We start from the raw sequence: 24,086 nt of genomic DNA, 5'->3' as shown, positions 1-24,086 counted from the left end.
TCCACTTCCTTTATCTGAGGCCTTTAAAGCGACGGCCTGCTGGCTTGCGCTGAATATCGAAACCTGATCAAAGCCACGCTCATGACACTGCAATCAAATACGCTGGTCTATAAGATCTTGAGCGCGAGCGACTGGCAGGTGGCCAGTGAGCTAGGGTATAGCAAAACTGCGCTGGATGAGGGGGATGGTTATGTCCATCTCTCTACGGGTGAGCAGGTCGCAGAAACTTTGCGCCTGCACTATGCCGGGCAGACCGGCGTGCAGCTTCTGGAATATGATCTGGACAGCTTAGGCGGGGATGTTCGATGGGAAGAAAGCCGTGGTGGGCAATTGTTCCCGCATCTTTATGGCAGTTTGTTTATCGCCAAAGCTGTCCGCCAGTGGGCGCTTGCCAATGATGAAGCTGGGAACCCGATTACGCCCGAGGAGGTTGCATCATGAGCCTTGCGGATATGGCCTTGCCATTTGTGAAAATGCTGCCCGCTGAGATGGCGCATAAGGCGACGGTTCAGGGACTGAAATCTGGTCTGGGCTTGCCGAATACAGACCCAAAACAATGGGATCTGTCGGTTACGCTACCCCACTCAAAGCTCACCTTGCCAAACCCGGTCGGGCTGGCGGCTGGTTTCGATAAGAATGCCGAAGTTTTTGAGCCGATGGCCCGGTTTGGCTTTGGCTTCGTCGAGTGCGGAACGGTGACCCCGAAACCGCAGGCTGGTAACCCGAAACCCCGCCTGTTTCGCTTGAGTGAAGACCGTGCTGTCATCAACCGAATGGGCTTCAATAATGAAGGGCTTTTGGCTTTCACGCGACGCATGCAGAAAACCGGGAATGTCCCGATTCCGGTGGGCGCGAATGTCGGTGCTAACAAGACCAGTGATGACTTCATTGGCGATTATGAAACCGGGATCAGTGAAGTCCACGATCTGGCCGACTATATCACGATCAATATCTCCAGCCCGAACACGCCGGGCCTGCGCGGCCTTCAGGGGCGGGAGGCATTGCGCGCTCTGTTGAACCGGACAGGTGAGGCGCACCAACAGGCGGGTGGGTATAAACCTGTCTTTCTGAAAGTGGCACCAGACCTTGATGCCGAAGGCATTGGAGAGATTGCTGAGACGGTCATGAATGAGGGGAGCTGGCTCTCTGGTTTGATCGTCTCGAACACGACCATTGCGCGCCCTGAAGCGCTGCAATCGCACCATCGCGGTGAGGCTGGTGGGCTGTCCGGGGCGCCGCTGATGGTGCCGTCAACAGAGGTTCTCAAAGCCTTTGCCAAAGCCTTGAATGGCCAGTTTGATCTGATTGGGGTTGGTGGTATTGCCAGTGGCGCAGACGCCTATGTCAAGATCCGGGCCGGGGCGAGCGCGGTCCAGCTTTACTCCGCTCTGGTCTATGCTGGCCCGGGATTGGTTGCGCGGATCAATTCTGAGCTGGCTGAGCTGCTAAAACGAGATGGTTTTAACTCGGTCGCGCAGGCTGTAGGGGCGGATGTGACGTCGCATTGAGGAGGCCGGGCACGTAGACTGCCAGTGCTGCCGCGCGGAACACATACATGAACAGGAAAGCTGTCCAGACCCCGCTATTTCCGAAAGCCGGACGCAGCGCGATATCCAAAGAAACATAAGCAATAGCAGAAATGACGCCTGCATTACGCATCGCTTTGCCTCGTGTCGCGCCAAGGAAGAAGCCATCGAGCTGCCATGCTGCGACGCCGAGCAAAGGGACAACAGCACAGAAAGGCAGGAAGGCGAGGGCGGCTTCTCTAGCTTCGATATCTTTGACCACGGCTTCAATAATCGCGCTGCCGCCTGTGAGGTAAATCAAGGACGCAATCGCCCCGAACCCAAGGGCGAGTTCACTGGTGATCCGCATGGCGCGCAAGAGTCTCGCGCGGTCTTTGGCGCCATACGCCTCGCCAACTTCCTTTTCCGCGACAAAGGCAAAGCCATCGAGCACGAAGGCGGCCACGGTGATGAACTGAAGGAGCACTTCATTACCGGCCAGATATTCCGTGCCCATCATCGCACCAGAGCGAACAAACCAGGCAAAGCAGAAGAGCAGCGCCAGCGTGCGGATCAGAACATCGCGATTGGCGTTAAACATGGCGAGCAGGGCAGCGCGATCGCTCAGGCTCGCTTCGGGCTTCAGGTTTTTTGCGACCAGCGCGAGGCCAAAGAAGAGCGCGACCCATTCGGCAATCGCGGTGCCTGCGCCAATCCCGGCTGGGCCCCAGCCAAGGCCCATGACAAACCAGACATCAAGGATAACGTTCACCCCGTTCATGACGATCTGCATCGCCAGCAAAGCCCCGGTCCGGCCTGTACCCAATAGCCAGCCTGTAATGGCGTAGCTCATGAGCAAAGCAGGGGCGCCCCAGATACGGGCCGCGAAATAATCCTTGGCGAGGGCTTCAACCTTTGGCTCCGTTCCAAATGGCATAAAGACCAATGGTTTGAGTATGGGGCCAAGGGCGAAAATCACGGTGCCGATAACTATGCCGACGACTAAACCTCGCTGTAGCACCGCGCGACTTTCACCAAAATCCTCTCGGCCCACCGCTTGCGCGGTTAGCCCGGTGGTCGACATACGCAGGAAGCCAAAGCCCCAATAGATGAAACCGAAGGCCGCAGCTGCGACGGCGACGGCAGCAAGGTCTGCCTTGTCGCCCGACAAGCCCATGATGGCGGTATCGACAACCCCGGTCGCTGCAATCGCGACCTGTGCAAGCATCACAGGAACAGCAAGCCGCATAACCTTCTGGCGGGTGAGTTGAGGGGCAGTCATGTTGCTGCTTTAGGCGGTAATGCAGGCTCTGGACAGGGCTTTGTCAGGCGGCCTGCTGCGGAAGTGAAAAAAGGCTATCGCAGGGCAGCATCAGGGCGGCTATGTTCACAGGTGATTCAGGTTCTTCATGGAATAAATCCCATATGATCAAGACACTTACCTCTCTCGCGCTTTTCGCCTCGATTGCCAGCCTGTCTGCCCCTGCAGCATTGGCCCTGACCTCGGCTGAGATCAAACAGTGTAACGCCATGGGCAAGAGCCTGAAGGCGCGGCAGGCTGAGGCAACCAAGAAAGCCGAAGCTCGCGAACTTCTGCATGAGAAGACGGAAGCCGCTGGCGATGCCTGGGATGATGTTGAAATCCATCGTCTCGCAAGTGCTGGACATGCCAAGACCGCTGATGAGGCCAAGGCAAAGTATGAGACCCTGAAAGCTGACCTGCTCAAGCAAAACATGGCGGTTCAATCTCTGGTCAACCAGATCAATGAAGATGTCGCCGCCTATAATGCGCTTTGCGTGAAGGACTAGGCTTTAGTCGGCAAGCTCCAGAACAACCGGAACATGGTCTGACGGCTTGGTCATCTCACGGGCCTTGCGATAAATCTCAACCCCATTGAGACGATCGGCAGCTTGCGGGCTGAGCAGATGGTGATCAATCCGGATGCCGTGGTCTTTTGGGAAAGCGCCGCCCTGATAATCCCAGAACGTATATTGATGCGCGCGATTATCGCTGGCTTCAAACGCTTCGGTCAGGCCGAGATTTTTCAGGCGGCGGAAGGCAGCGCGGCTATCGGGTAGTGCCAGCGCATCATCCGACCAGACGGTCTCGTCCCAACAATCTTCCGCGCGCGGGATAATGTTATAGTCCCCGCACAGCACAGTGGCTTCCTCATGCTTGAGCAGGTCTGAAGCGTGATTCTTCAGATGCTCCATCCAGCCGAGCTTATACTCATATTTTGGCCCAGGAGCCGGATTGCCATTTGGCAGATAGAGCCCGCCAACCCGAACCGGGCGATCAGCAAGGATCAGAGCCTCGATATAGCGCGCCTGATCATCATCTTCATTGCCGGGCAGGCCGCGTGTCAGGTCTTCAACATCAAACCGTGAGAGCAGGGCAACGCCATTATAACTCTTCTGACCATGCACATGGGCTGTATAGCCAAGCTCCTCAATCTCCAAATAAGGAAACGCGTCCGTCTCGCATTTGATTTCCTGCAGACAGACCACATCGCAATCAATAGCCTTCAGGACGTCCAGAACGGTGGGCATCCGGGCTTTGATAGAGTTCACATTCCAGGTCGCAATTTTCATGGCTCTTGTTTAGCGCGCTTCGGGTGAAGTGCCAGCCTTCGATTGTAGGTTGACATGAAACCTTTTAGTTTCTAATAAATATGAAACTGAAAGGTTTCATATTTTGACAGAACAACTTGTCTTTCGCGCCATCGCAGATCCAACCCGGCGCAGCATCATGGCGATGCTGGCCACCGGGGAGCGCTCTCTGAACCAGATTGCCTCAGATTATGAGATGTCTCGCCCCGCCGTCGCTAAACATCTCGGCGTATTGCGAGAGGGTGGCTTGATTGAAGTGGAAGCCAGAGGTCGTGAGCGGGTTCACAGATTACGGCCCGAAGCGCTGAAGACCGTATCCGATTGGCTGAGTTTCTATAGCCAGTTCTGGGATGAGAAACTCGAAAACCTAAAGCAAGCTGTGGAGGCAGATGATGAGTGACGCAGTCATGATCAAAACGATTTACCTGAAAGCTAAACCAGAAACAGTCTGGCGCTACATTACGAAGAAAGATCTGCTCGCGCGGTGGTTTCAGGAAACCGACCGTGACCTGACTGAGAAGACTTCATTCCAGTATCTTAGCCACCATGAAGATAAGGAAGACCGCAAACTGATGTGGGGTGATGTCCTTGAGGTCGATCCACTCAAAAAGCTGGTTCATACCTTTACACACCCGTTTCTGGAGGGCGTGATCACCACAGTGACCTGGGCGCTGAAGCCCGTGGATGGTGGCACGCAGCTCACGATGACCCATACAGGGATCACGACCCTGGATCAGCTTACCGGGCACGATACAGGCTGGGATGAGCACTTCATGCGCCTGCGCAGTGTTGTCAGCTGGTAGACGGCAGGAAGCGAAAGCGGCGTTTGTGGCCATAGGCCCAGATGCGGCTGTCCTCCAGCGTACCGAGGCCAATATTGTGGATGGCTCGCCAGTTTCCGTCTCTGCCCCGGCGGTCTGAAAGGATGCCAATATGAGGCAGGGTGCCACCGACGCGGCAGGTCATCAGGTCGCCCGGCATCCAATCCCGCGCTGGCAGTTCATGACTGTGGCGCTCCAGCCAGACTTCAACGTTCGGCACCCGGCGGTGGTCAATATTGCGATCGGTGCGGGTCAGGCCCCAGATTTTCGGATAGGCTCCAAAGTTTGCAGCCATATCCTCATGCACATGCTGCTGGAAATCGAAGTCAAAGGCCGTGCGATAGGCGCGGATGATAACATCAATGCACACGCCGCGATCCTGAGGCACATCACCGCCGGGATAAACCATCGAAACGTAGGCCGGGTCATAAAGGCGTGTGATGCCGATACGTTCTCGCGCGGCTTCAATCAGCTTGCTGGTTTTCGTGGTCTCAGTGGACGCTTCCGCCGTCGCCAGCGGCAAAGCCAGTAAGCAAGAGAGCGTATCGCGGCGTGTCAGAGTCATATCCCAATGCAGCAAAGGGATATGACCAGATTTAGACGCTAGTCCGCTTTCTTTGCGGCGCGTTTGCGCTCATGCGGGTCAAGGTAGACCTTACGCAGGCGGATGCTTTCCGGCGTCACCTCAACCAGCTCATCATCAGCGATATAGGCGAGCGAGCGTTCCAGCGTCATTTTCAGAGGCGGGGTGAGGCGAACAGCTTCGTCAGTACCCGACGCGCGCACATTGGTCAGCTTCTTGCCCTTCAGGACATTCACTTCCAGATCATTATCGCGCGTATGTTCACCGATAATCATACCCTGATAGACCTTATCGCCCGGATGGATCATCATCGGTCCGCGATCTTCCAAATTCCACAGGGCAAAGGCAACAGCTTCGCCTTTATCCATGGCGATCAGCGTGCCGGTGCGGCGGCCCTGAATCTTGCCCTTATAAGGCGCGTATTCGAGGAAGAGGCGGTTCATGATCGCTGTACCGCGCGAGTCCGTCATCAGCTCGCCCTGATACCCGATCAGGCCGCGTGTTGGCGCGTGGAACACCATACGGGTACGACCGACACCAGACGGCTTCATCTCGACCATTTCGCCTTTACGTTCGGCGAGTTTCTGAACAACGGAGCCGGAATACTCGTCATCGACATCGATCACGACTTCTTCGATGGGTTCCAGCTTTTCGCCACCTTCCCCTTCTTTCATCAGAACCTGTGGACGCGATACGCCAAGTTCATAGCCTTCACGGCGCATGGTCTCGATCAGAACGGCAAGTTGCAGTTCACCACGACCCGACACGACGAAAGCCTCGGCTTCGGTTGAGCGCTCAACTTTTAGAGCAACATTGCCCTCGGCCTCTTTTTGAAGGCGGTCCCAGATCACACGGCTAGTGACCTTGTCGCCTTCTGTTCCCGCCAGCGGGCTGTCATTGACGCGGAATGTCATAGACAGCGTTGGCGGATCAATCGGTTGAGCTTCAATCGGCTCTGTGACGCTGGGGTCAACGAATGTATCAGCGACGTTGGCCTTGGCGAGCCCAGCGATGGAAACAATGTCACCCGCGAGACCTTCTTCGATTGGTTCACGTTGTAGACCGCGGAAAGCGAGAACCTTGGACACGCGGCCTTGCTCGATCAGCGAGCCATCACGGGCCAAGACCTTAACGCTCTGATTTGGCTTTACGGTGCCAGACGCGATCCGGCCCGTGAGAATGCGGCCAAGGAAATTGTCCGCACTGATCGTTGTCGCGAGCATACGGAATGGCTCGTCTTCGACCTTTGGCTCTGGGACATGCTTGACCACGAGGTCGAAGAGTTCATCCATATTGGTGCGCTCTTCCTCGTACTGCGTGCTCATCCAGCCATTCTTGGCAGAGCCATAGAGGATCGGGAAATCGAGCTGATCATCGGTCGCGTCGAGATTGGCGAAGAGGTCAAACACTTCGTCAATCACCTCATCCGGGCGACGTTCAGGCTTGTCGATCTTGTTCACAGCAACGATGGGACGAAGGCCAATCTTGAGAGCCTTTGAGACAACAAACTTGGTTTGCGGCATTGGGCCTTCGGCAGCATCAACCAGAACGATCGCGCCATCGACCATAGACAGGATCCGCTCAACCTCGCCGCCAAAGTCGGCGTGGCCGGGTGTGTCTACGATGTTGATGCGTGTATCGCCCCAGACGACGCTGGTGGTCTTGGCCAGAATGGTAATCCCGCGCTCTTTCTCAAGATCGTTGGAGTCCATCATACGCTCTTGCGTGGCCTCGTTCTCACGGAACGTACCAGACTGTTTGAGCAAGCAATCAACAAGGGTCGTCTTGCCATGGTCCACGTGGGCGATGATCGCAATATTGCGAAGGGAAGTCGGCTCAGTCATTTCGGGAGGCTTTCACAGCAATGTCTCTTTGCGCGCGCCATACACGGGACTGCCCGGTTTGGCTATGGGCTCGTGGCATTTGGTAATTAGCTTGACTCATAATTATCAAAAATGCTAATTAGCAAATATGGCAAATGAAGTCTTCAAAGCCCTTGGTCATCCTCTGCGTCGGCAAGTTATGGATATGCTGCGCAAGGGACCCCGCAGTTCAGGCGATCTGGCTGAACATTTTGATGCAGCCTGGCCAACGGTCACGCGGCATCTGAATGTTCTTAAGGATGCAGATCTGATCACGGCAGAACGCAAGGGCACCAGCATTATCTACCGCGCCAATACCAGTGTGATTGAGGACGCGATTAGCTCCCTGATGGGGATGATCGGACATGACAATGGCGATGACGAGCAAAAGGAGGCCGCAGAATGAAAACCGCAATCCGAAATGGACTCATTGCATCAGGCTTGGCGATCGCCACGATGCTCGGTGTCATCGCTTGGGTTTGGATGGCTCTGCCTGAAGGCGAACAGATTCCGCTGCATTGGAATGCGGCGGGTGAGGCTGATCGTTGGGGCAGCAAACGCGAAGCCATGTTTGGTCTGGCCGTTATGCCAGTCGTTGTCTTGTTTACGACTATCTTACTCGCGGTCGTTCCAAAGCTTGACCCACGCCGCGCCAATCTGGAAAAGAGTGCCAAGACATATGGCATCGTCTGGGTCGCCGTGATGGTCCTGCTTGCGGGTGTTTCAGTCGGTATTGGCTGGTTGAAAGTCTCTTCGGTATCAACTGCCGCCGGGCCGGACGTGAGCGGTATCCCGTTCGTGCGCTTTGTCATGGCTGGTACCGCGCTGATGTTTATCGTGCTGGGAAATTATCTGCCTAAAACGCGGCCTAACTGGTTCCTCGGCATTCGGACCCCATGGACCCTGTCGAGTGATGAGGCGTGGGAGAAGACCCACCGATTGGGTGGCCGACTGTTCATGCTTGTTGGCTTGGTCGGGCTGGTCATCGCCTTTGTTCTGGATGGTTTAGCGCTGGCCTTTGCAGTCCCGGCCATGGTGCTTACAGTAACGGCGATCTGTTTTATCTACTCATTCCTTGTCTGGCGGGGCGCTGCAGATAAGCAGGTTGAGTCAGATTATATAATCTAGATACAGAACGAGGGAGCCAAGGCTCCCTCGCATTCGTTTGCATTATAAGGCCGCGTTACTCGGTTGTTTCTTCAGCTTCGAGAATGACCATGGCTTCGCCGCTCTCTGAGACTTCGACTTGTGGTTTTTCAGCCTTGGCCTCTGCGGCTTGCCAGTCACCGATATCCACGCGCACAGAATGAGCACGGGTTTCTTGCTGACCATCGGCTGTCGTTACAGTGGCCATGAGGCCGATATAGTAGACACCGTCAGTTTCAGCGCGGTACTCCACACGCATTGTATGTGTATCTGCGCTGGCTAGGTCAAAGCGGCTTGAAGCTTCGGAGCCAAAAACTTCTAGCCCATCATCCCCACGTGCTTCAACGATTAGACTGCCCTCCAGGTAAAGTTCTGTTAGTGTCAGGGTTACGCTGCCATTCTCACCCGCTGCAACAGGTCCAGCGAGCTCATAGTCTAATGCAATACCAGCTCCGGGTTTCACGGTCTTGATCGGTGGGCCGAGTTTTGCAGGTTCTTCTTTTGCCGTTTCAGTTACCGCTTGCTGGTCTTGCAATGCGGTCTGACTGCATCCTGCAAGGAGGAGTATGGTTGCTGTAAGGGCACCAAGAGTTGTTTTCATTCTATCCATGATCTTTCCTCCAATTATGATGCCGAGAATGCGAAGCAGCTATCGGCGGCACTCGCGCTATCGAAATTATTCGTGTCAAAGATTTCGATAGCATAGGTGACGCCTGCATTCAGGGTTCCGGTCCATGTCTCGCTGTCGATCACACTGCTGCGAGCGACTTTGTTGGTGAACAGACGGCCTTGCTCCCAGATAAAGAAATCCGGGTCTGTCGTGGCCGCAGCACCTGATGATTTTGTTGCGGTCAATGTATAGGTGCCCGTTGTAGGAACAGTCAGGGTGATGAAATCTCTCACCCCTAGTTTATTGGTCGTGCCATTCACTGCAGATGAGCAGACCGTAACCGCGCCACCGCCAATCGTGGCTGTCTTATAGATAGGCAGGACTTGTGAACGCCCCCCATCATTGGTTTCCCCGGTTCCACGTGGACCCGTGCCTGAGATGCCTTGTGCCGTGAGTAAGTTGTCCAACACTGTGCCGCTTACACGACTGTCAGTTCTGATCTGACTGGCGAAGGAAAAGATTGTCGTGAAATCCCCTGAGGCCAGATAACTGGCATTGGTATAGGCTTCATAAATCGGAGCGAGCCCAGCCGATATTGTATCTGGGCCATCATTTGTACTATCGAAAATATCGTACAGGATGGATTGAATAGAGGCTTCATTAAACCAGCCCTGATTGGTCGCGGTATTGTTTTCAACACTAAACGTAAAGCCCGCGGCCTGTGCAGTGCCGCCACTGTCACGATAGTTAGGGTCGCCAAGGATCATACCAGAGAAGGCATTTCCCCAACCTTCACCAAAGGCAAGGCGTGGGTCGAGGCGTTGAGATAGGCTATGCGGGCCACCGGTTGATTCAGACCGTGAGAGTTGATCCTCGAAATAGTGCCCGAACTCGTGAACAATGACGTGACTATCATATTCATCCGTATCATTATTCTCATCACCGAGGATGAGAATGGTTGGGACACCGCCGATCCGCGTGTAGGATGAGGTACCAATCTCGCCATTCGCAATGTCGCCTGAAGCTGCCCTGTTCTGTGTACTCCAGAAAACCTGCAGATCCGGGAAGACAACGTCGGCGTCTACCGCAGCAATGTCTTGAATCGCATCATACATGGAGTCGAGAATAGCAAACGGAGCGGCTGCGCGTGTGCCCGTATAACTGCTCCCACCCCAGCCTGACCCAGCGTTCAGATTGCGCGTGGAGTCAGCTGTGCCGGAACTGCTCAGGCTGCCATTTAGGATGTAAATGGCATTGCTGGATGTATTGTCCAGAACCTGAATGTTCCAGGTTGCCCCGGACGTATTTTGGAGCTGGCTACGAACGCGAATGCGCACATCTGTGCCTGCATCAACGGTCACATCATAGGCGCCGCTATTATCAAGCGTGTCAGTAGCCAGAACTGTTCCACCAGCGTCTACAGCTTCCAGAATAGCCCCGCGCACAGGCTCTTGCGTTGTCGCACTATAGTCCAAACCCCGAAAGCTCGGGAGATTGTGGGGGACCTTATCGAAAGTAACCGTACCACTAATTGTCACTGTACCAGATGGCGGTGGCGGTGGCGGCGGCGGAGGGGGCGGCGGGGGAGGAGGAGGCGGGACGACAGTGGTTCCACCACCACCTCCTCCGCCACCACCACATGCTGCAACAAGGCCCCCGGCCATGAGGATGGCGATGGCTGTGGAAACCTCTCTTAAAGGTGACTTGTATGCTGATATCATGCGACCTCCCTCGACTCGATAAGCACTGAAGCCAGACTGTCCGGTGAGAGAGAGTCTGGCAATAGCGGTTATGGAGTAGTGATTTTTATAACCGAGTTATGTTCTCGAGCGCAGTTTAGTTGGCCGTATTAAGGTTACCCTATCGGCTTGAGCCTTTGCGCTCTTTCACATCTTCTTCTTCGGCAATGGCGCGGTCTTGCTCATCAAAGATGATTTCAGCTTCTTCGCCTTTCCCATAAGAGCGCGCTTTTTTGGCGAGGCGCTCCTGTGTCGCGGTTAGCGAGCCTGCGCTGACGGCCATTTGTTTGTCTTGGGCAACGCCGACAGCATCAGCATCATCAAACATGGCAAATTCAGCACCGAGGAAGACAACCTCCCAGCCGCGTTTTTCGGCGCGCTCAAGCGCGGCTTTTGCGCCTTCTTTGGTCACCTCAGAGGATGAGTTCTCCTTACCATCAGTCATGATCACGATGACGGCCTTCTCTGGGTTGTCGGCTTCGGCGAGACTGATGGTGCGGTTGATGGCATCAAAGAGTGGGGTCATACCGCGGGGGCTGACTTCTTCACTGGTCACGGTTTCCCAGTTTTCGGGATCTACGCCGGACCGCAGAATGTCGAACTGGAAGCCATCCTGATGATCGAACGCAGCCAGTGTGACAGTTGTATCCAGATCGTCGACTTCGCCTTCCTCAGTTTCGCCAACGGCTTTGGCATAAGCGTTTACGCTGGTCAGGGCTTCATCCCAGATAGAGTTCATGGACCCGGTTCGGTCAAGCAGGATGTAGGAACTGACCGAATTGGATGTCGTGGGCGCGGTCGTAAATTCTGGCGTTGGCTTTTGGGCGTTTGCACTCAAGACCATGGCGGTGGCCATCGTGGCGCCAAACAGGCTTGCATAAATCGTCTTCATTTTCGGGTCCTCCCATTCAGATCGATTTGGGAAGCATCCCCGCTAAACAAGGCAGACGCTGGATACGAAATGGGGTGATTTGACGACAAAAACGGCTGTTTTCGGGCGAAAATGTTGCGGTGCGTTCATCTGCCCTTGCGTGCTCTCTCTGCTCGCGCCATACCGCGCCGGATATGTTTGACCGCCTGTAAAGAGGAGCCCGCTTATGTCCACAGCGCCCAAGAAAGTTGTTTTGGCCTATTCTGGTGGTCTCGACACCTCGATTATCCTGAAATGGTTGCAGGTCGAGTTTGGGTGTGAAGTGATCACATTCACCGCCGATCTGGGGCAGGGCGAAGAGTTGGAGCCAGCACGTGCCAAAGCACTTGCTGCCGGTGTGAAGCCAGAGAACATTTTTATTGAGGATTTGCGCGAAGAGTTTGTTCGCGATTTCGTCTTCCCGATGTTTCGGGCAAATGCGGTTTATGAAGGGGTTTACCTGCTTGGGACATCCATCGCACGCCCGCTCATCTCCAAGCGCCAGATCGAGATTGCTGACCAGATGGGCGCTGATGCGGTCTGTCATGGCGCGACGGGTAAAGGCAATGATCAGGTCCGGTTTGAACTTGGCTACTATGGCCTGAACCCGGATATCAAGGTCATCGCGCCTTGGCGGGATTGGGATTTCAAATCGCGCACCGACCTGCTCGAATTCGCTGAGACGCATGGCATCGAGATTGCCAAGGATAAGCGCGGCGAGGCCCCGTTCTCTGTCGATGCCAATCTGTTGCACACCTCTTCTGAGGGCCGCGTGCTGGAAAACCCAGGCGAGGAAGCCCCTGACTATGTGTTCCAGCGCACTGTTGCCCCTGAAGACGCGCCGGACACGCCGGAAATCATCACGATCGCCTTTGAGAAGGGCGATCCGGTTGCCATTAATGGCGAGGCGATGAGCCCGGCCACATTGCTGACGGCGTTGAACGAGTATGGCCGCAAGCATGGCATTGGCCGCCTTGACCTCTTGGAGAACCGCTTTGTCGGTATGAAGTCCCGCGGGATCTACGAGACACCGGGCGGTACGATTCTGCTCACCGCACACCGCGGTATGGAAGAGATTACCCTCGATCGCGGCGCTGGGCACCTGAAAGATGAGCTTATGCCGAGATATGCTGAGCTGATCTATAATGGTTTCTGGTGGAGCCCTGAGCGTGAAATGCTACAGGCGGCGATTGATCACTCTCAGCGCTATGTTAGCGGTGAAGTGCGCTTGAAACTCTACAAAGGCGCAGCACACCTAATTGGCCGCACCTCACCATATTCCCTCTATCGCGAAGATATTGTGACCTTCGAGGATGATCATGGTGCCTATGATCAGAAAGACGCCGAGGGCTTCATCAAACTGAACGCCCTGCGCCTACGCATCCTCGCGGGCCGTGATCGCAAGTTCGGGAAGAATGGGTAGGGCGCTTTTGTGCCTCACCGGCTAATATAAAGCATAAAAAAAGCCCGGCTGCGGATAACGCGCCGGGCTTATAAAGTTTGGTTCCGTCTGGGGGAGGAAACGCCCAATCGGAGGAGTGATCGGGTTGTGTCCGGAACCGTAACACACCGCATATATGGGAAAGACCCTCGCAAAATCAACATGCATCTCAGCAAGTTTCATATGCAAATTCGTAATGATTATAGGGGCTTTCCCCTACTTGTTTGCAATCCGGAAAGCCTCGATTTCCTTGGTCAGGAAGTCCCTGAAGGCTGAGACGCGTTTTGAACGTTTCAGATCGCTTGGATAGACAAAGTAGAGGTCGAATTGTGGGCCTCTATGTTCGGGCAGGACTTTCTTTAGATCCGGGACGGCGCTGGCCATATAGTCTGGCAGGTCAGCAATTCCGATCCCGGCGGCGACAGCGCGCAACATGGCGGGGACATTGTTGACCAGCAGAGCAGCCTTTCGCGGTTCTGTATCGTCGCGGCCAACCCGCTGGGCAAAACTCATCTTGTCCATAGGCGAGGCAATATCGCCATAGGCAATGATACGATGTTGATCGAGTTCTTCAGGGGTTTCAGGGGTGCCGTGGGTCGCCAGATAGCTTGGGGAAGCATAGAGACTGGTGCCAACGGTACCGAGTTTACGTTGAATAAGATCGGCTTTATCCGCCGCCCAAAGCCGAATGGCGCATTCAGCCTCAAGCTTGAGCAGGTCATAATTCTCGCCATCATCGAGGCGCAGGTCCACGCGCATATCCTCGTGGCGATCCATGAACCGTCCGAGGCGCGGCACCAGCCATGTGGAGCCAAACGCCACGGGTGCGGTTACCGTTAGCTCGCCTTGAGCAATATCCTGCTGGTCGCGCAAGGCAGCACTCGCCCCCTGTGCGGCGGTGGCCATCTCCGAAGTCGAGCGATACAGCGTATGCCCCGCATCAGTCAGAACCAGACCCCGTGCGTGACGCTGGAACAGGGATACCCCCAATTGCTGCTCAAGCGCTGCAATCTGCCGGGATACAGCGGATTGAGAAATGTTCAGGCGGTTACCCGCCGCAGTCAGGCTGCCCGTTTCGGCAGCCGCGTGAAAAGACTTGAGTTTATCCCAGTCCATACCTGTCCTCCAACACCAGCCTGTTTGAATGGAACATTATGGCCTATCTTGGCTAGACCCTTGATGAAAGAATTACTGGCTTACCCAGAGAATGCGCGCCATCCAAGCAATCTCACTCGGCCTAAAAGTGCGTAAGGCGTGGTCGGGGTTAAGAGAGGCAAGTTCTATCGCTTTTGCCGACTGCCGTTGCAGGGTTTTGGCCATGACTTCCCCGGCAACTGTCTTGGCCACAACGCGATCGCCAAGGTGGATCTGTGTCGCTGGGGAAACGATGATACGATCCCCGGCGCGGTAAGCAGGTTCCATGCTGTTACCGGAGATTTCCAGGGCATACAGTCCATCTTCCTGATCTACGCCGGGAAAGCGGACGCGCTCCCATCCTGCATCTATTGGAAAGCCAGCATCATCAAAGAAGCCATCAGAACCAGCTTGCGCAAAGCCCAACAAGGGCGCCGTGATGCTGAGGCGACCTTCGACCAGCCTTGCAAAGTCATCAAAGCCCATATCAACCGCTTCCAGCACGCGGGCGAGGCTTTCGGTGGATGGCCAGCGCGCACGTCCATCCCGCGATTCACGCTTGGACTTGTTAAAGCTTGTCGGGTCCAGACCTGCCAGTCGCGCCAGGCCGGAAACGCTCATCTCATGGTGTTCTGCAATGGCATCAAGGCCGCGCCAAATATCTGTGTGTCTCATAAGCGGTCCGGCTTACTTGAAGAGTGAATCGAGCAGGGTAACCCTAACATAGGAATAAAGTCCTAGCAATCTTGGATGGCTTGCAGGCTATGTTCTTGGGGTACCGCTATACGAAAAAGCCGAGCGCGAAGGCCCGGCTTTCTCCAGTGTTTTTTGCTAGAGCTTCGACTAGTGCCGAACTGGCGCTGACCCATCTGTCGGCGCAGGGCGACCAGAGAGGGTCGCGGCCAGTGCCGCTTCATCAGCTTCGGACCACTCAATGGGGCTCAGAGGCTGGACCAGAGCATGAGAGAATACCTCTTTAATGTCCGATACTGGGATAATGGTCAGGCTTTCCTTCACATTATCCGGAATATCGGCGAGGTCTTTCTCATTCTCTTGTGGGATCAGAACCGTCTTGATCCCGCCACGTAGCGCCGCCAGAAGTTTTTCTTTCAAACCACCAATCGGCAGAACGCGTCCACGCAGAGAGACCTCTCCGGTCATGGCCACATCCCGGCGGACCGGATTACTGGTCAGAAGAGACACCATCGCAGTTGTCATGGCGATACCGGCACTTGGTCCATCCTTCGGCGTTGCACCATCAGGAACGTGAACGTGAATGTCAGTCGTGTTGAAGGTTGTCGGCTTGATGCCAAGATCAACAGCTCGCGAGCGGACCAGAGACCCAGCCGCAGAAATCGACTCTTTCATCACATCGCGAAGGTTGCCCGTGACTTTCGTATTACCACGCCCTGGCATGGAGAGCGCTTCAATCGTCAGCAGGTCACCGCCAACTTCCGTCCAGGCGAGGCCTGTTACGGCACCGATCTGATCTTCCTCGTCGGCAAGGCCGAAGCGGAATTTCTGAACGCCGGAATAGTCGGCAATATTCTCATCCGTCACGCGGACCACGTCTGTGCCTTCATTGCCGAGCTCACGCACGGCCTTACGGGCAAGCTTTGCCAACTCACGTTCAAGCGAGCGGACCCCGGCTTCACGCGTGTAATAGCGCAGCAGGTTACGGATGGCGCTGTCTTCAACAAGCCATTCCGCATCGCCAAGGCCGTGATCTTCCTTGATCTTTGGCAACAGGTGACGACGAGCGATTTCAAGCTTCTCATCCTCGGTATAGCCCGCGATACGGATGATCTCCATCCGATCAAGAAGTGGCTGAGGCATGTTGAGGCTGTTGGCCGTCGTGACAAACATGATGTCCGACAGGTCATAATCGACTTCAAGATAGTGGTCGTTGAAGGTCGAGTTCTGCGCCGGATCGAGCACCTCAAGCAGAGCCGCAGACGGATCGCCGCGATGGTCCATGCCCATCTTGTCGATCTCATCGAGCAGGAAGAGGGGGTTACCCGTCTTGGCTTTCTTCAGGCTCTGAATGATCCGTCCCGGCATAGAGCCGATATAGGTCCGGCGGTGGCCGCGGATTTCTGACTCATCACGAACGCCGCCCAGAGAGACGCGCACAAAGTCGCGTCCGGTCGCTTCCGCAATCGACTTGCCCAGCGAGGTCTTACCAACCCCTGGAGGGCCAACGAGACACAGGATCGGACCACGCAGCTTGTTCGTGCGTTTCTGAACGGCAAGATATTCAAGGATGCGCTCCTTGACCTTGTCGAGGCCATAATGGTCGTCATTTAGCTGCTTCTCAGCGGCAATGAGATCGGTTGAGATATCCTTGCGCTTGTCCCATGGCAGAGACAGAATCCAGTCGAGATAGTTTCGTACGACTGTCGATTCAGCCGACATCGGGCTCATCTGGCGAAGCTTTTTGACCTCAGCTTCAGCCTTGGTGCGGGCTTCTTCTGAGAGGCCAGCTTCCTTGATCTTGTCTTCGATCTCGGCAACTTCGTCGCGCTCGCCTTCGCCGCCATCGCCAAGCTCACGCTGAATGGCTTTCATTTGCTCATTCAGGTAATACTCGCGCTGGGACTTCTCCATCTGACGCTTGACGCGGTTTTTGATCTTCCGCTCCATCTGCATCATGCCCATCTCGCCTTCCATCAGGGAGAGAACCTTTTCCAGACGGGCTTTGGCGTCGGGTAGCTCAAGCAAAGCCTGTTTCTCAGCCAGCTTGACTTGAAGCTGGGAGGCCACTGCATCGGCCAGCTTTCCAGCATCGGTAATCTCACCAATCGTGGAGACGGATTCCGGTGGAATTTTCCGGTTCAGCTTGGCGTAATTTTCAAATTGCTCAACGACAGCGCGCAGCATGGCTTCAATCTCGCCGCCTTCAGCATCGATGGGCGCAATTGCTTCAACTTCGGCGACATAGTGATCACCCTTATCGACGAGCGAGTGAACGCGCGCGCGCGCGCCACCTTCAACAAGGACTTTGACGGTCCCGTCAGGAAGCTTCAGAAGCTGCAGGATGGTGGCGGTCGTTCCAATAACATGGACATCCTCGCCATTCGGGTCATCCGTGGCGGGGTCCTTTTGGGCGACCAGCATAATTTCGTTTTGGCCTTCTTCGACCATTTCAAGGGCACGTACAGACTTGTCCCGGCCCACAAAAAGCGGCGCCACCATGTCTGGGAAGACCACAATGTCCCGAAGGGGAAGCACTGGGAGGGTTTTTGTCGTCGTCATATCGAGACTCCTTTTGATGACAGGCCCCGCTCAGCGGCAACCTGACGCCTTCATCCTATTGTTGGATGATTCTGGCATATGTCTCATGTGATGTACCGAGTATGGCACTTCAACCGCAAAAAAACGGTGGAAATCAGGCAATTTCATCCTACGGATAAAATCTACCTGATTATGACGCCTCGTTAGGCTGTGCTTGCTCAGTATGCACGTAAAGTGGCTTGGTATTGCCTGCGACCACTTCGGCATTGATCACAACTTCTGAAACACCACGCAGGCTTGGCAGCTCATACATGGTGTCGAGCAGGATAGCCTCCATGATGGAACGCAGGCCACGAGCCCCTGTTTTCCGGGTGATGGCCTTTTGGGCGATCGCGGTTAGCGCATCATCCGTGAAGGTCAGGTCAACACTCTCCATCTCAAACAGTTTTTGATACTGTTTGACCAGCGCATTCTTTGGCTCTGTGAGAATGGTGATCAGCGCGTCTTCGTCGAGGTCTTCAAGTGTTGCCAGAACGGGCAGACGACCAATGAATTCCGGGATCAGGCCGTAGCGCTGAAGGTCTTCTGGTTCGACGGTCCGGAGGATTTCACCAACACGGCGCGCTTCCGGATCTTTGACCGCAGCACCGAAGCCGATTGTTGTGCTCTCACCGCGTGAAGAGATGATCTTGTCGAGACCTGCAAAGGCACCGCCACAAATGAACAGGATGTTGGTCGTGTCGACTTGCAGGAATTCCTGTTGCGGGTGCTTGCGCCCGCCTTGTGGAGGAACAGCGGCAACCGTGCCTTCCATCAGCTTAAGCAGGGCCTGTTGAACCCCTTCGCCAGACACATCGCGCGTTATGGATGGGTTGTCCGATTTGCGGGAAATCTTGTCGATCTCATCAATGTAAACGATGCCGCGCTGGGCCCGTTCGACATTATAGTCAGAGGCCTGCAGCAGTTTCAGGACGATATTCTCAACATCTTCACCAACATAACCGGCTTCAGTCAGCGTCGTGGCGTCGGCCATTGTGAATGGTACGTCCAAAACGCGTGCAAGCGTTTGAGCCAGCAAGGTCTTACCGCAACCGGTCGGTCCGATCAGCATGATATTCGATTTGGCCAGCTCAACGCCATCCGAGCCACCAGGGTTGGCGAGGCGCTTGTAATGGTTGTGAACCGCAACCGAGAGGATGCGCTTGGCATAAGGTTGGCCGATCACATAGTCATCGAGGACCTCGCAAATCTCAGCCGGGGTCGGAACACCTTCCTTGGCCTTGAAGCCAGAGGTTTTGTTCTCTTCCCGAATGATGTCCATACAGAGCTCAACGCATTCATCACAGATGAACACTGTCGGGCCTGCGATGAGTTTTTTCACCTCATGCTGGCTTTTGCCACAGAAGGAACAATAGAGCGTATTCTTAGAATCGCCGGAACCATTTTGCTTTGCCATAGGCAACCTCAATGACGGACAGGGATTAACACGGGCTTTAAAAAGCGCCGCACTGCCCATTAAAATTGAACTTTAGAGCCTCAAACGCAGTGTGCAAGCCCGCGCTCGCATCGCGATATCAGCGGATAAACTAGCTTTCGTCTTCGTCTGCGCGCCGCTCGAATACGGTATCGATAATGCCAAACTCTTTCGCCTCTTCAGCCGTCATGAACGTATCACGATCAAGTTTGCGCTCGATTGTGTCATATTCTTGGCCAGTGTGTTTGACGTAGATATTGTTCAGACGCTTCTTCAGGTCGAGGATTTCCTCGGCATGACGCTCAATGTCTGTGGCAACACCGCGATAACCGCCTGAAGGCTGGTGCACCATCACACGGGCATTGGGCAAGGCGATGCGGGAACCGGGCTCACCGGCAGAGAGCAAGAGAGAGCCCATGCTGGCGGCCTGACCGATGCAGACGGTCGAGATTGGGCAGCGGATATATTGCATCGTGTCATAGATCGCGAGACCGGCGGTTACGTAACCACCCGGGCTGTTAATATACATCGCGATGTCTTTTTTCGGGTTCTCGGACTCCAGAAACAAAAGCTGCGCAGAGACCAGCGCGGCGGTCGCATCATCAATCGGGCCGGTAATGAAAATGATCCGCTCTTTGAGGAGTCGGGAAAAGATGTCAAAGGCCCGCTCTCCGCGGCTCGTCTGCTCAATAACAGTTGGGACGAGATTTACATCAGTCGGACGGAGATCAATCATCGGAGAACCTTGCATCGTATAATCTGTTTGCCACGGTCTGGCAGACGCTTCCATATTTGTCCATTCGCAAGACGTTGCAAGGTGTGGATCGCGGTTAAAGCTCAGTCTTACTGGTGCAAAGGGTTAAGACCTTGGCTGATGCTGTTAGCGTGGTGTGTATCCTCTGGGTACAGGTGTGCCGTATTTCCTGGCCCAATAAAGCGCAATCCCGCGAGCGCTGCCGATGAATTCGCGCCCGGCTGCGGTTTCAATCGGAACATCATCCGCTGCGCGATTGCCCGGACCGAGCACGAGCGTGGGCGCGTTCCACTGTCCATCGCCAAGCAGCGCGCAGATGGGCGCGCGTGGATGTTCGATGCCGACATGCCGGATCTCGACGCTGTCCTTGATCGACGGGAAGTAGGAGAGGACGCCCCACAGCTCTGCGCATTCAGGGCAGAACTCGCGGCGGTCATTATCCTCAAAACCGGGCGGCAAGAGAAACAGAATATCGCGCGCGAATCCGGTCATCCGGCCATGCCTGCTTTACGCGCGCAATCAGCAGCGAATACGGCGAGCGGCTTCACGCGCTCAGCCATGCTGGCGGCTTGCGCGCTATTGGCGGTGCCATCACGGACACGACCGACAATGCCCTGACAAATCGCGGCGAGGCGGAAGGCATTATAGGCGAAGTAGAAGTTCAACTCCGGCAGACCGTCCCGGCCAGTATAGCCGCAATAGAGGTCAGTATATTCCTCCATCGTCGGGATGCCGTACTCTTTCAGGTTTTCAATATCGACGATGGCGCCGCGCGCGGGATCAGAGCTTGGCATTACCCAATTCATCAGGTGATAGGTGAAATCCGCCAGCGGGTCGCCCAGCGTACACAATTCCCAATCGAGCACCGCAATCACTTTTGGCTCGGTCGGGTGCAGGATCATATTGTCGAGGCGATAATCACCATGGACGATTGTGGTCTTGTCACCGGGCGGAATATTCTCCGGCAGCCAGGCCATCAGCTTGTCCATCTCGTCAATCTTGTCCGTCTCAGAGGCGACATATTGTTTGGACCAGCGATGGGTCTGGCGCGCGATATAGTCGCCTTCCTTGCCGAAGCCTTCGAGGCCCGCGGCGCGCCAGTCGACGTTATGCAAGTCAGCAAAGGTTTTGACCTTGGCTTCATAGATCGCTCGGCGTTCAGCAGGATCAGAATCAGGTAGGGTGCCATCCCAGAGGATGCGGCCCTCGACACAATCCATGATGTAGAAAATCGTGCCGACGACATCCTCATCCATACAAAGCCCATAAGGGCGCGCGACCGGGAAGCCGAGCGGGTAGAGTGCGTTGATGACGCGAAACTCGCGATCCACAGCATGTGCGGATGGTAGCAGTTTACCTGGAGGCTTGCGGCGCATCACATAGGTTTTGTTCGGGGTGAACAGTTTATAGGTCGGGTTGGATTGCCCGCCTTTGAACTGTTTGACGGTCAGTGGGCCTTCATAGCCTTCGACATTGGCTTCCATCCACGCGGCGAGGTTTGCCTCGTTGAACTTGTGGCTGTCAGCCACATCCTTTGTGCCTGTGAACATTTCCTGTGCATTGCCGCCATGGACCATGGTGCAGGCCTCCCGTCATATTTCATTTTACACTCCCTACTTAGCGTAAGCATGCCGGGCGTAAATCCCGAACGCTGGGGCAGGGCAGCCTATTGCGTCTTCAATTCTACGCGAAGACGAAAGTGTTGCGCTCATTTTCGCTTGTAACAGAAATCGACAGGCCTACCGGGCTATCCTCTTCCAGAAGGCGTGGTAACGCTTCCGGCGCAGCGACCGCAATAAAGCGCTCGCCGTCTTCGGTACGGGCAAAGACGATGCCGCCGGACGGGCCATTCTTGCCGTGGGTAACGGTATAGGTCTCAATGGTTCCGGTACTTGGGACGTCCGTCAGGGTGACTTTCGTAGGGGCTTTTGCCATCGGTTCGACAGGCGCAAAGGTTGAGGGTTTTTCTGTCGACCAGACGCCAACTGCTTCCTTGGTCATCCAGCCACCATTTGCGAGAACAAGGCCATATTCCCCCCGATTGGCACGAAGATGCTCTGTCATACTAACAATGCCATGCAGGGAGTAATTGTTCCCCGGCCCGCCAAAGAAGGGCAGACCGCCGGTGACGGTCAGGGGACGGGTTTCCGTTTCGTGATCAATACCAAGCACCGCCATAGAGCTGAACACTGCGCACGGGAAACAGGAATAGAGATCAAAGGCCGCCATATCGGCTGGCGTCTTACCTGCTTGTGTCAGCGCGCGCGCGATCGCGGTTTCCATAGCCCACGAGCCATCCAGTTTCGGGCGCTCAGAAATATAGTCATCCCCGGCTTCGCCGCCGCCATGCAGGTAGACGCGCTTGTCCTGTGCCACACCAAGTTCATTGGCTTTCTCTTCGGACATCAGGATCATCGCCGCGCCCTGATTCACCGCATCTTGTGCAATATGCCATTTCAGGAAGGGGTCCGCGAATGGATAGTTTGCTTTGCTGGGTGTCGCGAGGAAGTCAGTGTTAAAGCTGCTTGTATCGAATTGTGAGTGTGGGTTGTTTGCCGCGACAGCTGCGAACTTGGCGAACAGGCTCGACATTACGGTTCGGCGCTCACTACGGGTTTGACCCTCCCGCGCGGCCATTGCGTTTTCAAAGAAGGCATAGAAATAGGCCGGGGCAATGATGCCATGTTTGATCTCGGTCCGGCTCAGCAGCATGTCACCCATACCGCGATCCTCGAAGGCGAGGTCACTGGTATCGGTCCAATCGATCGCCACGCCATGCTTACGCGCGGCTTTTGAGGCCTTGTTGGCCTCTGACCCGGTGATTAGGGCGCACTCAACTTCTCCGGCATGAATACGAGCGGCCATCTCATTCGCGAGTTGCTGTGGACTCTGTCCGCCAACGGCAGCATAGATCGCGCGTTGTGGCGTTGCGCCAAGATCACGGGCAATTGTGCCGGGCAGGTTTGAATTGTGCCCATGTGGGTGATTATCGCCGGGCACCGAGTCTTCAAAAATTCGGACCACAGCCAGCGTATCAATCGCACTTGCTGGGATGCCAGCATCTTTAAGGGCGGTTTCAGCAGCCGTAACGCACAAGCTCTTCGGGCTTGGCGCCCCATCAGCGCCCTCCGTGCCATCCCAATGGCTGGTAAACTGCCCGACCCCGACAAGAACAGGGATGGATCCCTTTGGCATGATGCTGTCTCCCGATACTGTTTGAGCTGAGGGATAGGCAATTGAGGGCTAGGTTCAATCCGTGCCGTTGGGGGAGGGCGAAGCTAAGCCTTCTTCACGAACTGTGTTTTCAGTTGCATCGGGCCAATGCCGGGGATTTTGCAATCAATGTCATGGTCGCCATCGATCAGGCGGATATTAGTCACCTTGGTGCCGACCTTCACAACGAGGGAAGAGCCTTTGACCTTCAAGTCCTTGATCACAGTCACCGTGTCTCCATCGACCAGTGTATTGCCATTCGCATCTTTGAAGACTTTGGTATCCGGGTCGAGATTTGGATCAGCCGACCATTCATGGCCGCACTCCGGGCAAACAAGCAGCGCGCCATCCTCATAGGTGAACTCACTGGCGCATTTTGGACATGGGGACAGAGACATCGGATGACCTTTGTGGCTTATGTCGCCACAAACGCGGAAAGGCTTGGATGCGCAACTGGGGCATAACCGTTGCGAAGCGCCTTGCAGGTGACTTCAGGGGTCAACCGAAGGCCGCTCTTGGGTAGGTCAATTGGGTCTGAATAGCCCTCAAACGACCATTTGATCGCTCGGCCATGCCATTTCAGATAGGCGTTTCCCTCAACCGCAAACATCGCACCGTCGGGCAAGTCATGCGGATTGCATGGGTCTGGTGAAGCAGGGCCGCGCATCCGAAGGCGCGGTTTCATCTCTGCATTGATCAACGTGTTGAGGTGGCTCACTTTCTCAACACCAGCGGCATCCCTGAACGCAGCAGCCTCTTGTTTGCGGCAGGCATAACAAGGGCGATGACCAGCGGCGAGGCCCGTAAACTCGTCGAGAAAGAACAGCTCTGTCCAACAACCCTGACTCATCAGGCGTGTGCGTTTCTCACGACGGGGTAGAGGGGCGAGCGTACAGATGACCCAGCCTTCGGCTGCCCAGCTGGTTTTCTTCAGGGTCTGCGTATCCGCGTCATGGATGATGCCGCGATTGCCGGTGAATAGCCCCCGTGCAGACACCGCATGGATCTTGGAAAATGGATCAACGCGGTTCTGCAGGGGCATGATACGGC

At 55.3% G+C, this 24,086-nt stretch carries 25 protein-coding genes; 8 read left to right on the top strand and 17 right to left on the bottom strand.

Annotation, left to right across the window (positions count from 1 at the left end; all coding sequences use genetic code 11):
- Nucleotides 1-81 precede the first annotated feature (81 nt).
- Together RYZ27_RS08075 and RYZ27_RS08070 are read left to right on the top strand one after the other, a co-directional pair.
- Entirely contained in the window at nt 82-441 is a 360-nt protein-coding gene (locus RYZ27_RS08075; RefSeq protein ID WP_406678983.1) for a DUF952 domain-containing protein, read from the top strand.
- Entirely contained in the window at nt 438-1,508 is a 1,071-nt protein-coding gene (locus tag RYZ27_RS08070; protein ID WP_406678982.1) for a quinone-dependent dihydroorotate dehydrogenase, read from the top strand. Before RYZ27_RS08075 ends, RYZ27_RS08070 begins: the two co-directional genes overlap by 4 nt.
- Here RYZ27_RS08070 and RYZ27_RS08065 read toward each other — a convergent pair.
- On the bottom strand, nt 1,462-2,787 hold the full coding sequence (locus RYZ27_RS08065; RefSeq protein ID WP_406678981.1) for an MATE family efflux transporter: 1,326 nt from the start codon (nt 2,785-2,787) through the stop codon (nt 1,462-1,464). The genes RYZ27_RS08070 and RYZ27_RS08065 overlap by 47 nt on opposite strands.
- Nucleotides 2,788-2,930: 143 nt before the next feature.
- Between RYZ27_RS08065 and RYZ27_RS08060 the strand changes: the two genes are divergently transcribed.
- Entirely contained in the window at nt 2,931-3,314 is a 384-nt protein-coding gene (locus RYZ27_RS08060) for a hypothetical protein (RefSeq protein ID WP_406678980.1), read from the top strand.
- 3 nt (nt 3,315-3,317) lie between these two features.
- On the opposite strand, the gene xth is transcribed toward RYZ27_RS08060, so the two are convergent.
- Complete coding sequence (gene xth, locus RYZ27_RS08055) at nt 3,318-4,097, bottom strand: exodeoxyribonuclease III (protein WP_406678979.1); 780 nt, start codon at nt 4,095-4,097, stop codon at nt 3,318-3,320.
- A gap of 103 nt (nt 4,098-4,200) precedes the next feature.
- Between xth and RYZ27_RS08050 the strand changes: the two genes are divergently transcribed.
- A complete protein-coding gene (locus tag RYZ27_RS08050) occupies nt 4,201-4,515 on the top strand; it encodes an ArsR/SmtB family transcription factor (protein ID WP_406678978.1) in 315 nt (104 codons plus the stop codon).
- A complete protein-coding gene (locus tag RYZ27_RS08045; RefSeq protein WP_406678977.1) occupies nt 4,508-4,918 on the top strand; it encodes an SRPBCC domain-containing protein in 411 nt (136 codons plus the stop codon). The genes RYZ27_RS08050 and RYZ27_RS08045 overlap by 8 nt, the downstream gene beginning before the upstream one ends.
- Here RYZ27_RS08045 and RYZ27_RS08040 read toward each other — a convergent pair.
- Together RYZ27_RS08040 and typA are read right to left on the bottom strand one after the other, a co-directional pair.
- Nucleotides 4,908-5,501 (bottom strand): DUF1287 domain-containing protein, encoded by a 594-nt coding sequence (locus RYZ27_RS08040; RefSeq protein ID WP_406678976.1) that lies wholly within the window; start codon nt 5,499-5,501, stop codon nt 4,908-4,910. The two genes, RYZ27_RS08045 and RYZ27_RS08040, sit on opposite strands and share 11 nt — an antisense overlap.
- A gap of 38 nt (nt 5,502-5,539) precedes the next feature.
- Nucleotides 5,540-7,363: a translational GTPase TypA gene (typA, locus tag RYZ27_RS08035; RefSeq protein ID WP_406678975.1), complete on the bottom strand. Its 1,824-nt coding sequence runs from the start codon at nt 7,361-7,363 to the stop codon at nt 5,540-5,542.
- A gap of 127 nt (nt 7,364-7,490) precedes the next feature.
- Here typA and RYZ27_RS08030 point away from each other — a divergent pair, with 127 nt between their 5' ends.
- The gene (locus tag RYZ27_RS08030) at nt 7,491-7,787 is read left to right on the top strand and encodes a metalloregulator ArsR/SmtB family transcription factor (protein WP_406678974.1); all 297 of its coding nucleotides are present in this window, start codon (nt 7,491-7,493) and stop codon (nt 7,785-7,787) included.
- Entirely contained in the window at nt 7,784-8,509 is a 726-nt protein-coding gene (locus RYZ27_RS08025; protein WP_406678973.1) for an SdpI family protein, read from the top strand. Before RYZ27_RS08030 ends, RYZ27_RS08025 begins: the two co-directional genes overlap by 4 nt.
- Before the next feature lie 55 nt (nt 8,510-8,564).
- Here RYZ27_RS08025 and RYZ27_RS08020 read toward each other — a convergent pair whose 3' ends face one another.
- The 3 genes from RYZ27_RS08020 to RYZ27_RS08010 form a co-directional block, all read right to left on the bottom strand.
- Nucleotides 8,565-9,137, bottom strand: a complete 573-nt coding sequence (locus RYZ27_RS08020) for a hypothetical protein (protein ID WP_406678972.1) — start codon at nt 9,135-9,137, stop codon at nt 8,565-8,567.
- A gap of 14 nt (nt 9,138-9,151) precedes the next feature.
- Nucleotides 9,152-10,858, bottom strand: coding sequence for a hypothetical protein (locus RYZ27_RS08015; protein ID WP_406678971.1), 1,707 nt, complete (start codon nt 10,856-10,858; stop codon nt 9,152-9,154).
- Nucleotides 10,859-10,997: 139 nt separating this feature from the next.
- Entirely contained in the window at nt 10,998-11,768 is a 771-nt protein-coding gene (locus RYZ27_RS08010; protein ID WP_406678970.1) for a VWA domain-containing protein, read from the bottom strand.
- 205 nt (nt 11,769-11,973) lie between these two features.
- On the opposite strand from RYZ27_RS08010, the gene RYZ27_RS08005 reads away from it, so the two are divergent.
- Entirely contained in the window at nt 11,974-13,209 is a 1,236-nt protein-coding gene (locus tag RYZ27_RS08005) for an argininosuccinate synthase (protein WP_406678969.1), read from the top strand.
- 234 nt (nt 13,210-13,443) lie between these two features.
- Here RYZ27_RS08005 and RYZ27_RS08000 read toward each other — a convergent pair whose 3' ends face one another.
- The 10 genes from RYZ27_RS08000 to RYZ27_RS07955 form a co-directional block, all read right to left on the bottom strand.
- The gene (locus RYZ27_RS08000; RefSeq protein WP_406678968.1) at nt 13,444-14,343 is read right to left on the bottom strand and encodes a LysR family transcriptional regulator; all 900 of its coding nucleotides are present in this window, start codon (nt 14,341-14,343) and stop codon (nt 13,444-13,446) included.
- A gap of 72 nt (nt 14,344-14,415) precedes the next feature.
- Nucleotides 14,416-15,036, bottom strand: a complete 621-nt coding sequence (locus tag RYZ27_RS07995; RefSeq protein ID WP_406678967.1) for a helix-turn-helix transcriptional regulator — start codon at nt 15,034-15,036, stop codon at nt 14,416-14,418.
- A gap of 168 nt (nt 15,037-15,204) precedes the next feature.
- On the bottom strand, nt 15,205-17,616 hold the full coding sequence (gene lon / locus RYZ27_RS07990) for an endopeptidase La (protein ID WP_406678966.1): 2,412 nt from the start codon (nt 17,614-17,616) through the stop codon (nt 15,205-15,207).
- Nucleotides 17,617-17,785: 169 nt separating this feature from the next.
- Complete coding sequence (clpX, locus tag RYZ27_RS07985; RefSeq protein ID WP_406678965.1) at nt 17,786-19,051, bottom strand: ATP-dependent Clp protease ATP-binding subunit ClpX; 1,266 nt, start codon at nt 19,049-19,051, stop codon at nt 17,786-17,788.
- A gap of 130 nt (nt 19,052-19,181) precedes the next feature.
- Nucleotides 19,182-19,805 (bottom strand): ATP-dependent Clp protease proteolytic subunit, encoded by a 624-nt coding sequence (locus tag RYZ27_RS07980; RefSeq protein WP_406678964.1) that lies wholly within the window; start codon nt 19,803-19,805, stop codon nt 19,182-19,184.
- A gap of 144 nt (nt 19,806-19,949) precedes the next feature.
- Nucleotides 19,950-20,315 carry a DUF3088 family protein gene (locus tag RYZ27_RS07975; protein ID WP_406678963.1) on the bottom strand — a complete coding sequence of 122 codons (366 nt, stop codon included), beginning with the start codon at nt 20,313-20,315 and terminating at the stop codon, nt 19,950-19,952.
- Nucleotides 20,312-21,400 (bottom strand): phosphotransferase family protein, encoded by a 1,089-nt coding sequence (locus RYZ27_RS07970; protein WP_406678962.1) that lies wholly within the window; start codon nt 21,398-21,400, stop codon nt 20,312-20,314. Before RYZ27_RS07970 ends, RYZ27_RS07975 begins: the two co-directional genes overlap by 4 nt.
- A gap of 106 nt (nt 21,401-21,506) precedes the next feature.
- A complete protein-coding gene (locus RYZ27_RS07965) occupies nt 21,507-23,018 on the bottom strand; it encodes an acetyl-CoA acetyltransferase (RefSeq protein WP_406678961.1) in 1,512 nt (503 codons plus the stop codon).
- An 83-nt stretch (nt 23,019-23,101) separates the two neighbouring features.
- Complete coding sequence (locus RYZ27_RS07960) at nt 23,102-23,434, bottom strand: zinc ribbon domain-containing protein YjdM (protein ID WP_406678960.1); 333 nt, start codon at nt 23,432-23,434, stop codon at nt 23,102-23,104.
- A 17-nt stretch (nt 23,435-23,451) separates the two neighbouring features.
- On the bottom strand, nt 23,452-24,078 hold the full coding sequence (locus RYZ27_RS07955) for a hypothetical protein (RefSeq protein ID WP_406678959.1): 627 nt from the start codon (nt 24,076-24,078) through the stop codon (nt 23,452-23,454).
- Nucleotides 24,079-24,086: the final 8 nt, after the last annotated feature.

The sequence above is a fragment of the Hyphomonas sp. FCG-A18 genome (assembly GCF_045287255.1).
In the GTDB taxonomy this organism is placed as follows: domain Bacteria; phylum Pseudomonadota; class Alphaproteobacteria; order Caulobacterales; family Hyphomonadaceae; genus Henriciella.
Note: the sequence above shows the minus strand (reverse complement) of the source record. Positions and strands in the feature narration are given on the sequence as shown.

Excerpts from the sequence above, each read along its gene's own strand:
- RYZ27_RS08075 (WP_406678983.1), top strand. The coding sequence starts at position 82 with ATGACACTGCAATCAAATACGCTGGTCTATAAGATCTTGAGCGCGAGC.
- RYZ27_RS08070 (WP_406678982.1), top strand. The coding sequence starts at position 438 with ATGAGCCTTGCGGATATGGCCTTGCCATTTGTGAAAATGCTGCCCGCT.
- RYZ27_RS08065 (WP_406678981.1), bottom strand. The coding sequence starts at position 2,787 with ATGACTGCCCCTCAACTCACCCGCCAGAAGGTTATGCGGCTTGCTGTT.
- RYZ27_RS08060 (WP_406678980.1), top strand. The coding sequence starts at position 2,931 with ATGATCAAGACACTTACCTCTCTCGCGCTTTTCGCCTCGATTGCCAGC.
- xth (WP_406678979.1), bottom strand. The coding sequence starts at position 4,097 with ATGAAAATTGCGACCTGGAATGTGAACTCTATCAAAGCCCGGATGCCC.
- RYZ27_RS08045 (WP_406678977.1), top strand. The coding sequence starts at position 4,508 with ATGAGTGACGCAGTCATGATCAAAACGATTTACCTGAAAGCTAAACCA.
- RYZ27_RS08040 (WP_406678976.1), bottom strand. The coding sequence starts at position 5,501 with ATGACTCTGACACGCCGCGATACGCTCTCTTGCTTACTGGCTTTGCCG.
- typA (WP_406678975.1), bottom strand. The coding sequence starts at position 7,363 with ATGACTGAGCCGACTTCCCTTCGCAATATTGCGATCATCGCCCACGTG.
- RYZ27_RS08030 (WP_406678974.1), top strand. The coding sequence starts at position 7,491 with ATGGCAAATGAAGTCTTCAAAGCCCTTGGTCATCCTCTGCGTCGGCAA.
- RYZ27_RS08025 (WP_406678973.1), top strand. The coding sequence starts at position 7,784 with ATGAAAACCGCAATCCGAAATGGACTCATTGCATCAGGCTTGGCGATC.
- RYZ27_RS08020 (WP_406678972.1), bottom strand. The coding sequence starts at position 9,137 with ATGGATAGAATGAAAACAACTCTTGGTGCCCTTACAGCAACCATACTC.
- RYZ27_RS08015 (WP_406678971.1), bottom strand. The coding sequence starts at position 10,858 with ATGATATCAGCATACAAGTCACCTTTAAGAGAGGTTTCCACAGCCATC.
- RYZ27_RS08010 (WP_406678970.1), bottom strand. The coding sequence starts at position 11,768 with ATGAAGACGATTTATGCAAGCCTGTTTGGCGCCACGATGGCCACCGCC.
- RYZ27_RS08005 (WP_406678969.1), top strand. The coding sequence starts at position 11,974 with ATGTCCACAGCGCCCAAGAAAGTTGTTTTGGCCTATTCTGGTGGTCTC.
- RYZ27_RS08000 (WP_406678968.1), bottom strand. The coding sequence starts at position 14,343 with ATGGACTGGGATAAACTCAAGTCTTTTCACGCGGCTGCCGAAACGGGC.
- RYZ27_RS07995 (WP_406678967.1), bottom strand. The coding sequence starts at position 15,036 with ATGAGACACACAGATATTTGGCGCGGCCTTGATGCCATTGCAGAACAC.
- lon (WP_406678966.1), bottom strand. The coding sequence starts at position 17,616 with ATGACGACGACAAAAACCCTCCCAGTGCTTCCCCTTCGGGACATTGTG.
- clpX (WP_406678965.1), bottom strand. The coding sequence starts at position 19,051 with ATGGCAAAGCAAAATGGTTCCGGCGATTCTAAGAATACGCTCTATTGT.
- RYZ27_RS07980 (WP_406678964.1), bottom strand. The coding sequence starts at position 19,805 with ATGATTGATCTCCGTCCGACTGATGTAAATCTCGTCCCAACTGTTATT.
- RYZ27_RS07975 (WP_406678963.1), bottom strand. The coding sequence starts at position 20,315 with ATGACCGGATTCGCGCGCGATATTCTGTTTCTCTTGCCGCCCGGTTTT.
- RYZ27_RS07970 (WP_406678962.1), bottom strand. The coding sequence starts at position 21,400 with ATGGTCCATGGCGGCAATGCACAGGAAATGTTCACAGGCACAAAGGAT.
- RYZ27_RS07965 (WP_406678961.1), bottom strand. The coding sequence starts at position 23,018 with ATGCCAAAGGGATCCATCCCTGTTCTTGTCGGGGTCGGGCAGTTTACC.
- RYZ27_RS07960 (WP_406678960.1), bottom strand. The coding sequence starts at position 23,434 with ATGTCTCTGTCCCCATGTCCAAAATGCGCCAGTGAGTTCACCTATGAG.
- RYZ27_RS07955 (WP_406678959.1), bottom strand. The coding sequence starts at position 24,078 with ATGCCCCTGCAGAACCGCGTTGATCCATTTTCCAAGATCCATGCGGTG.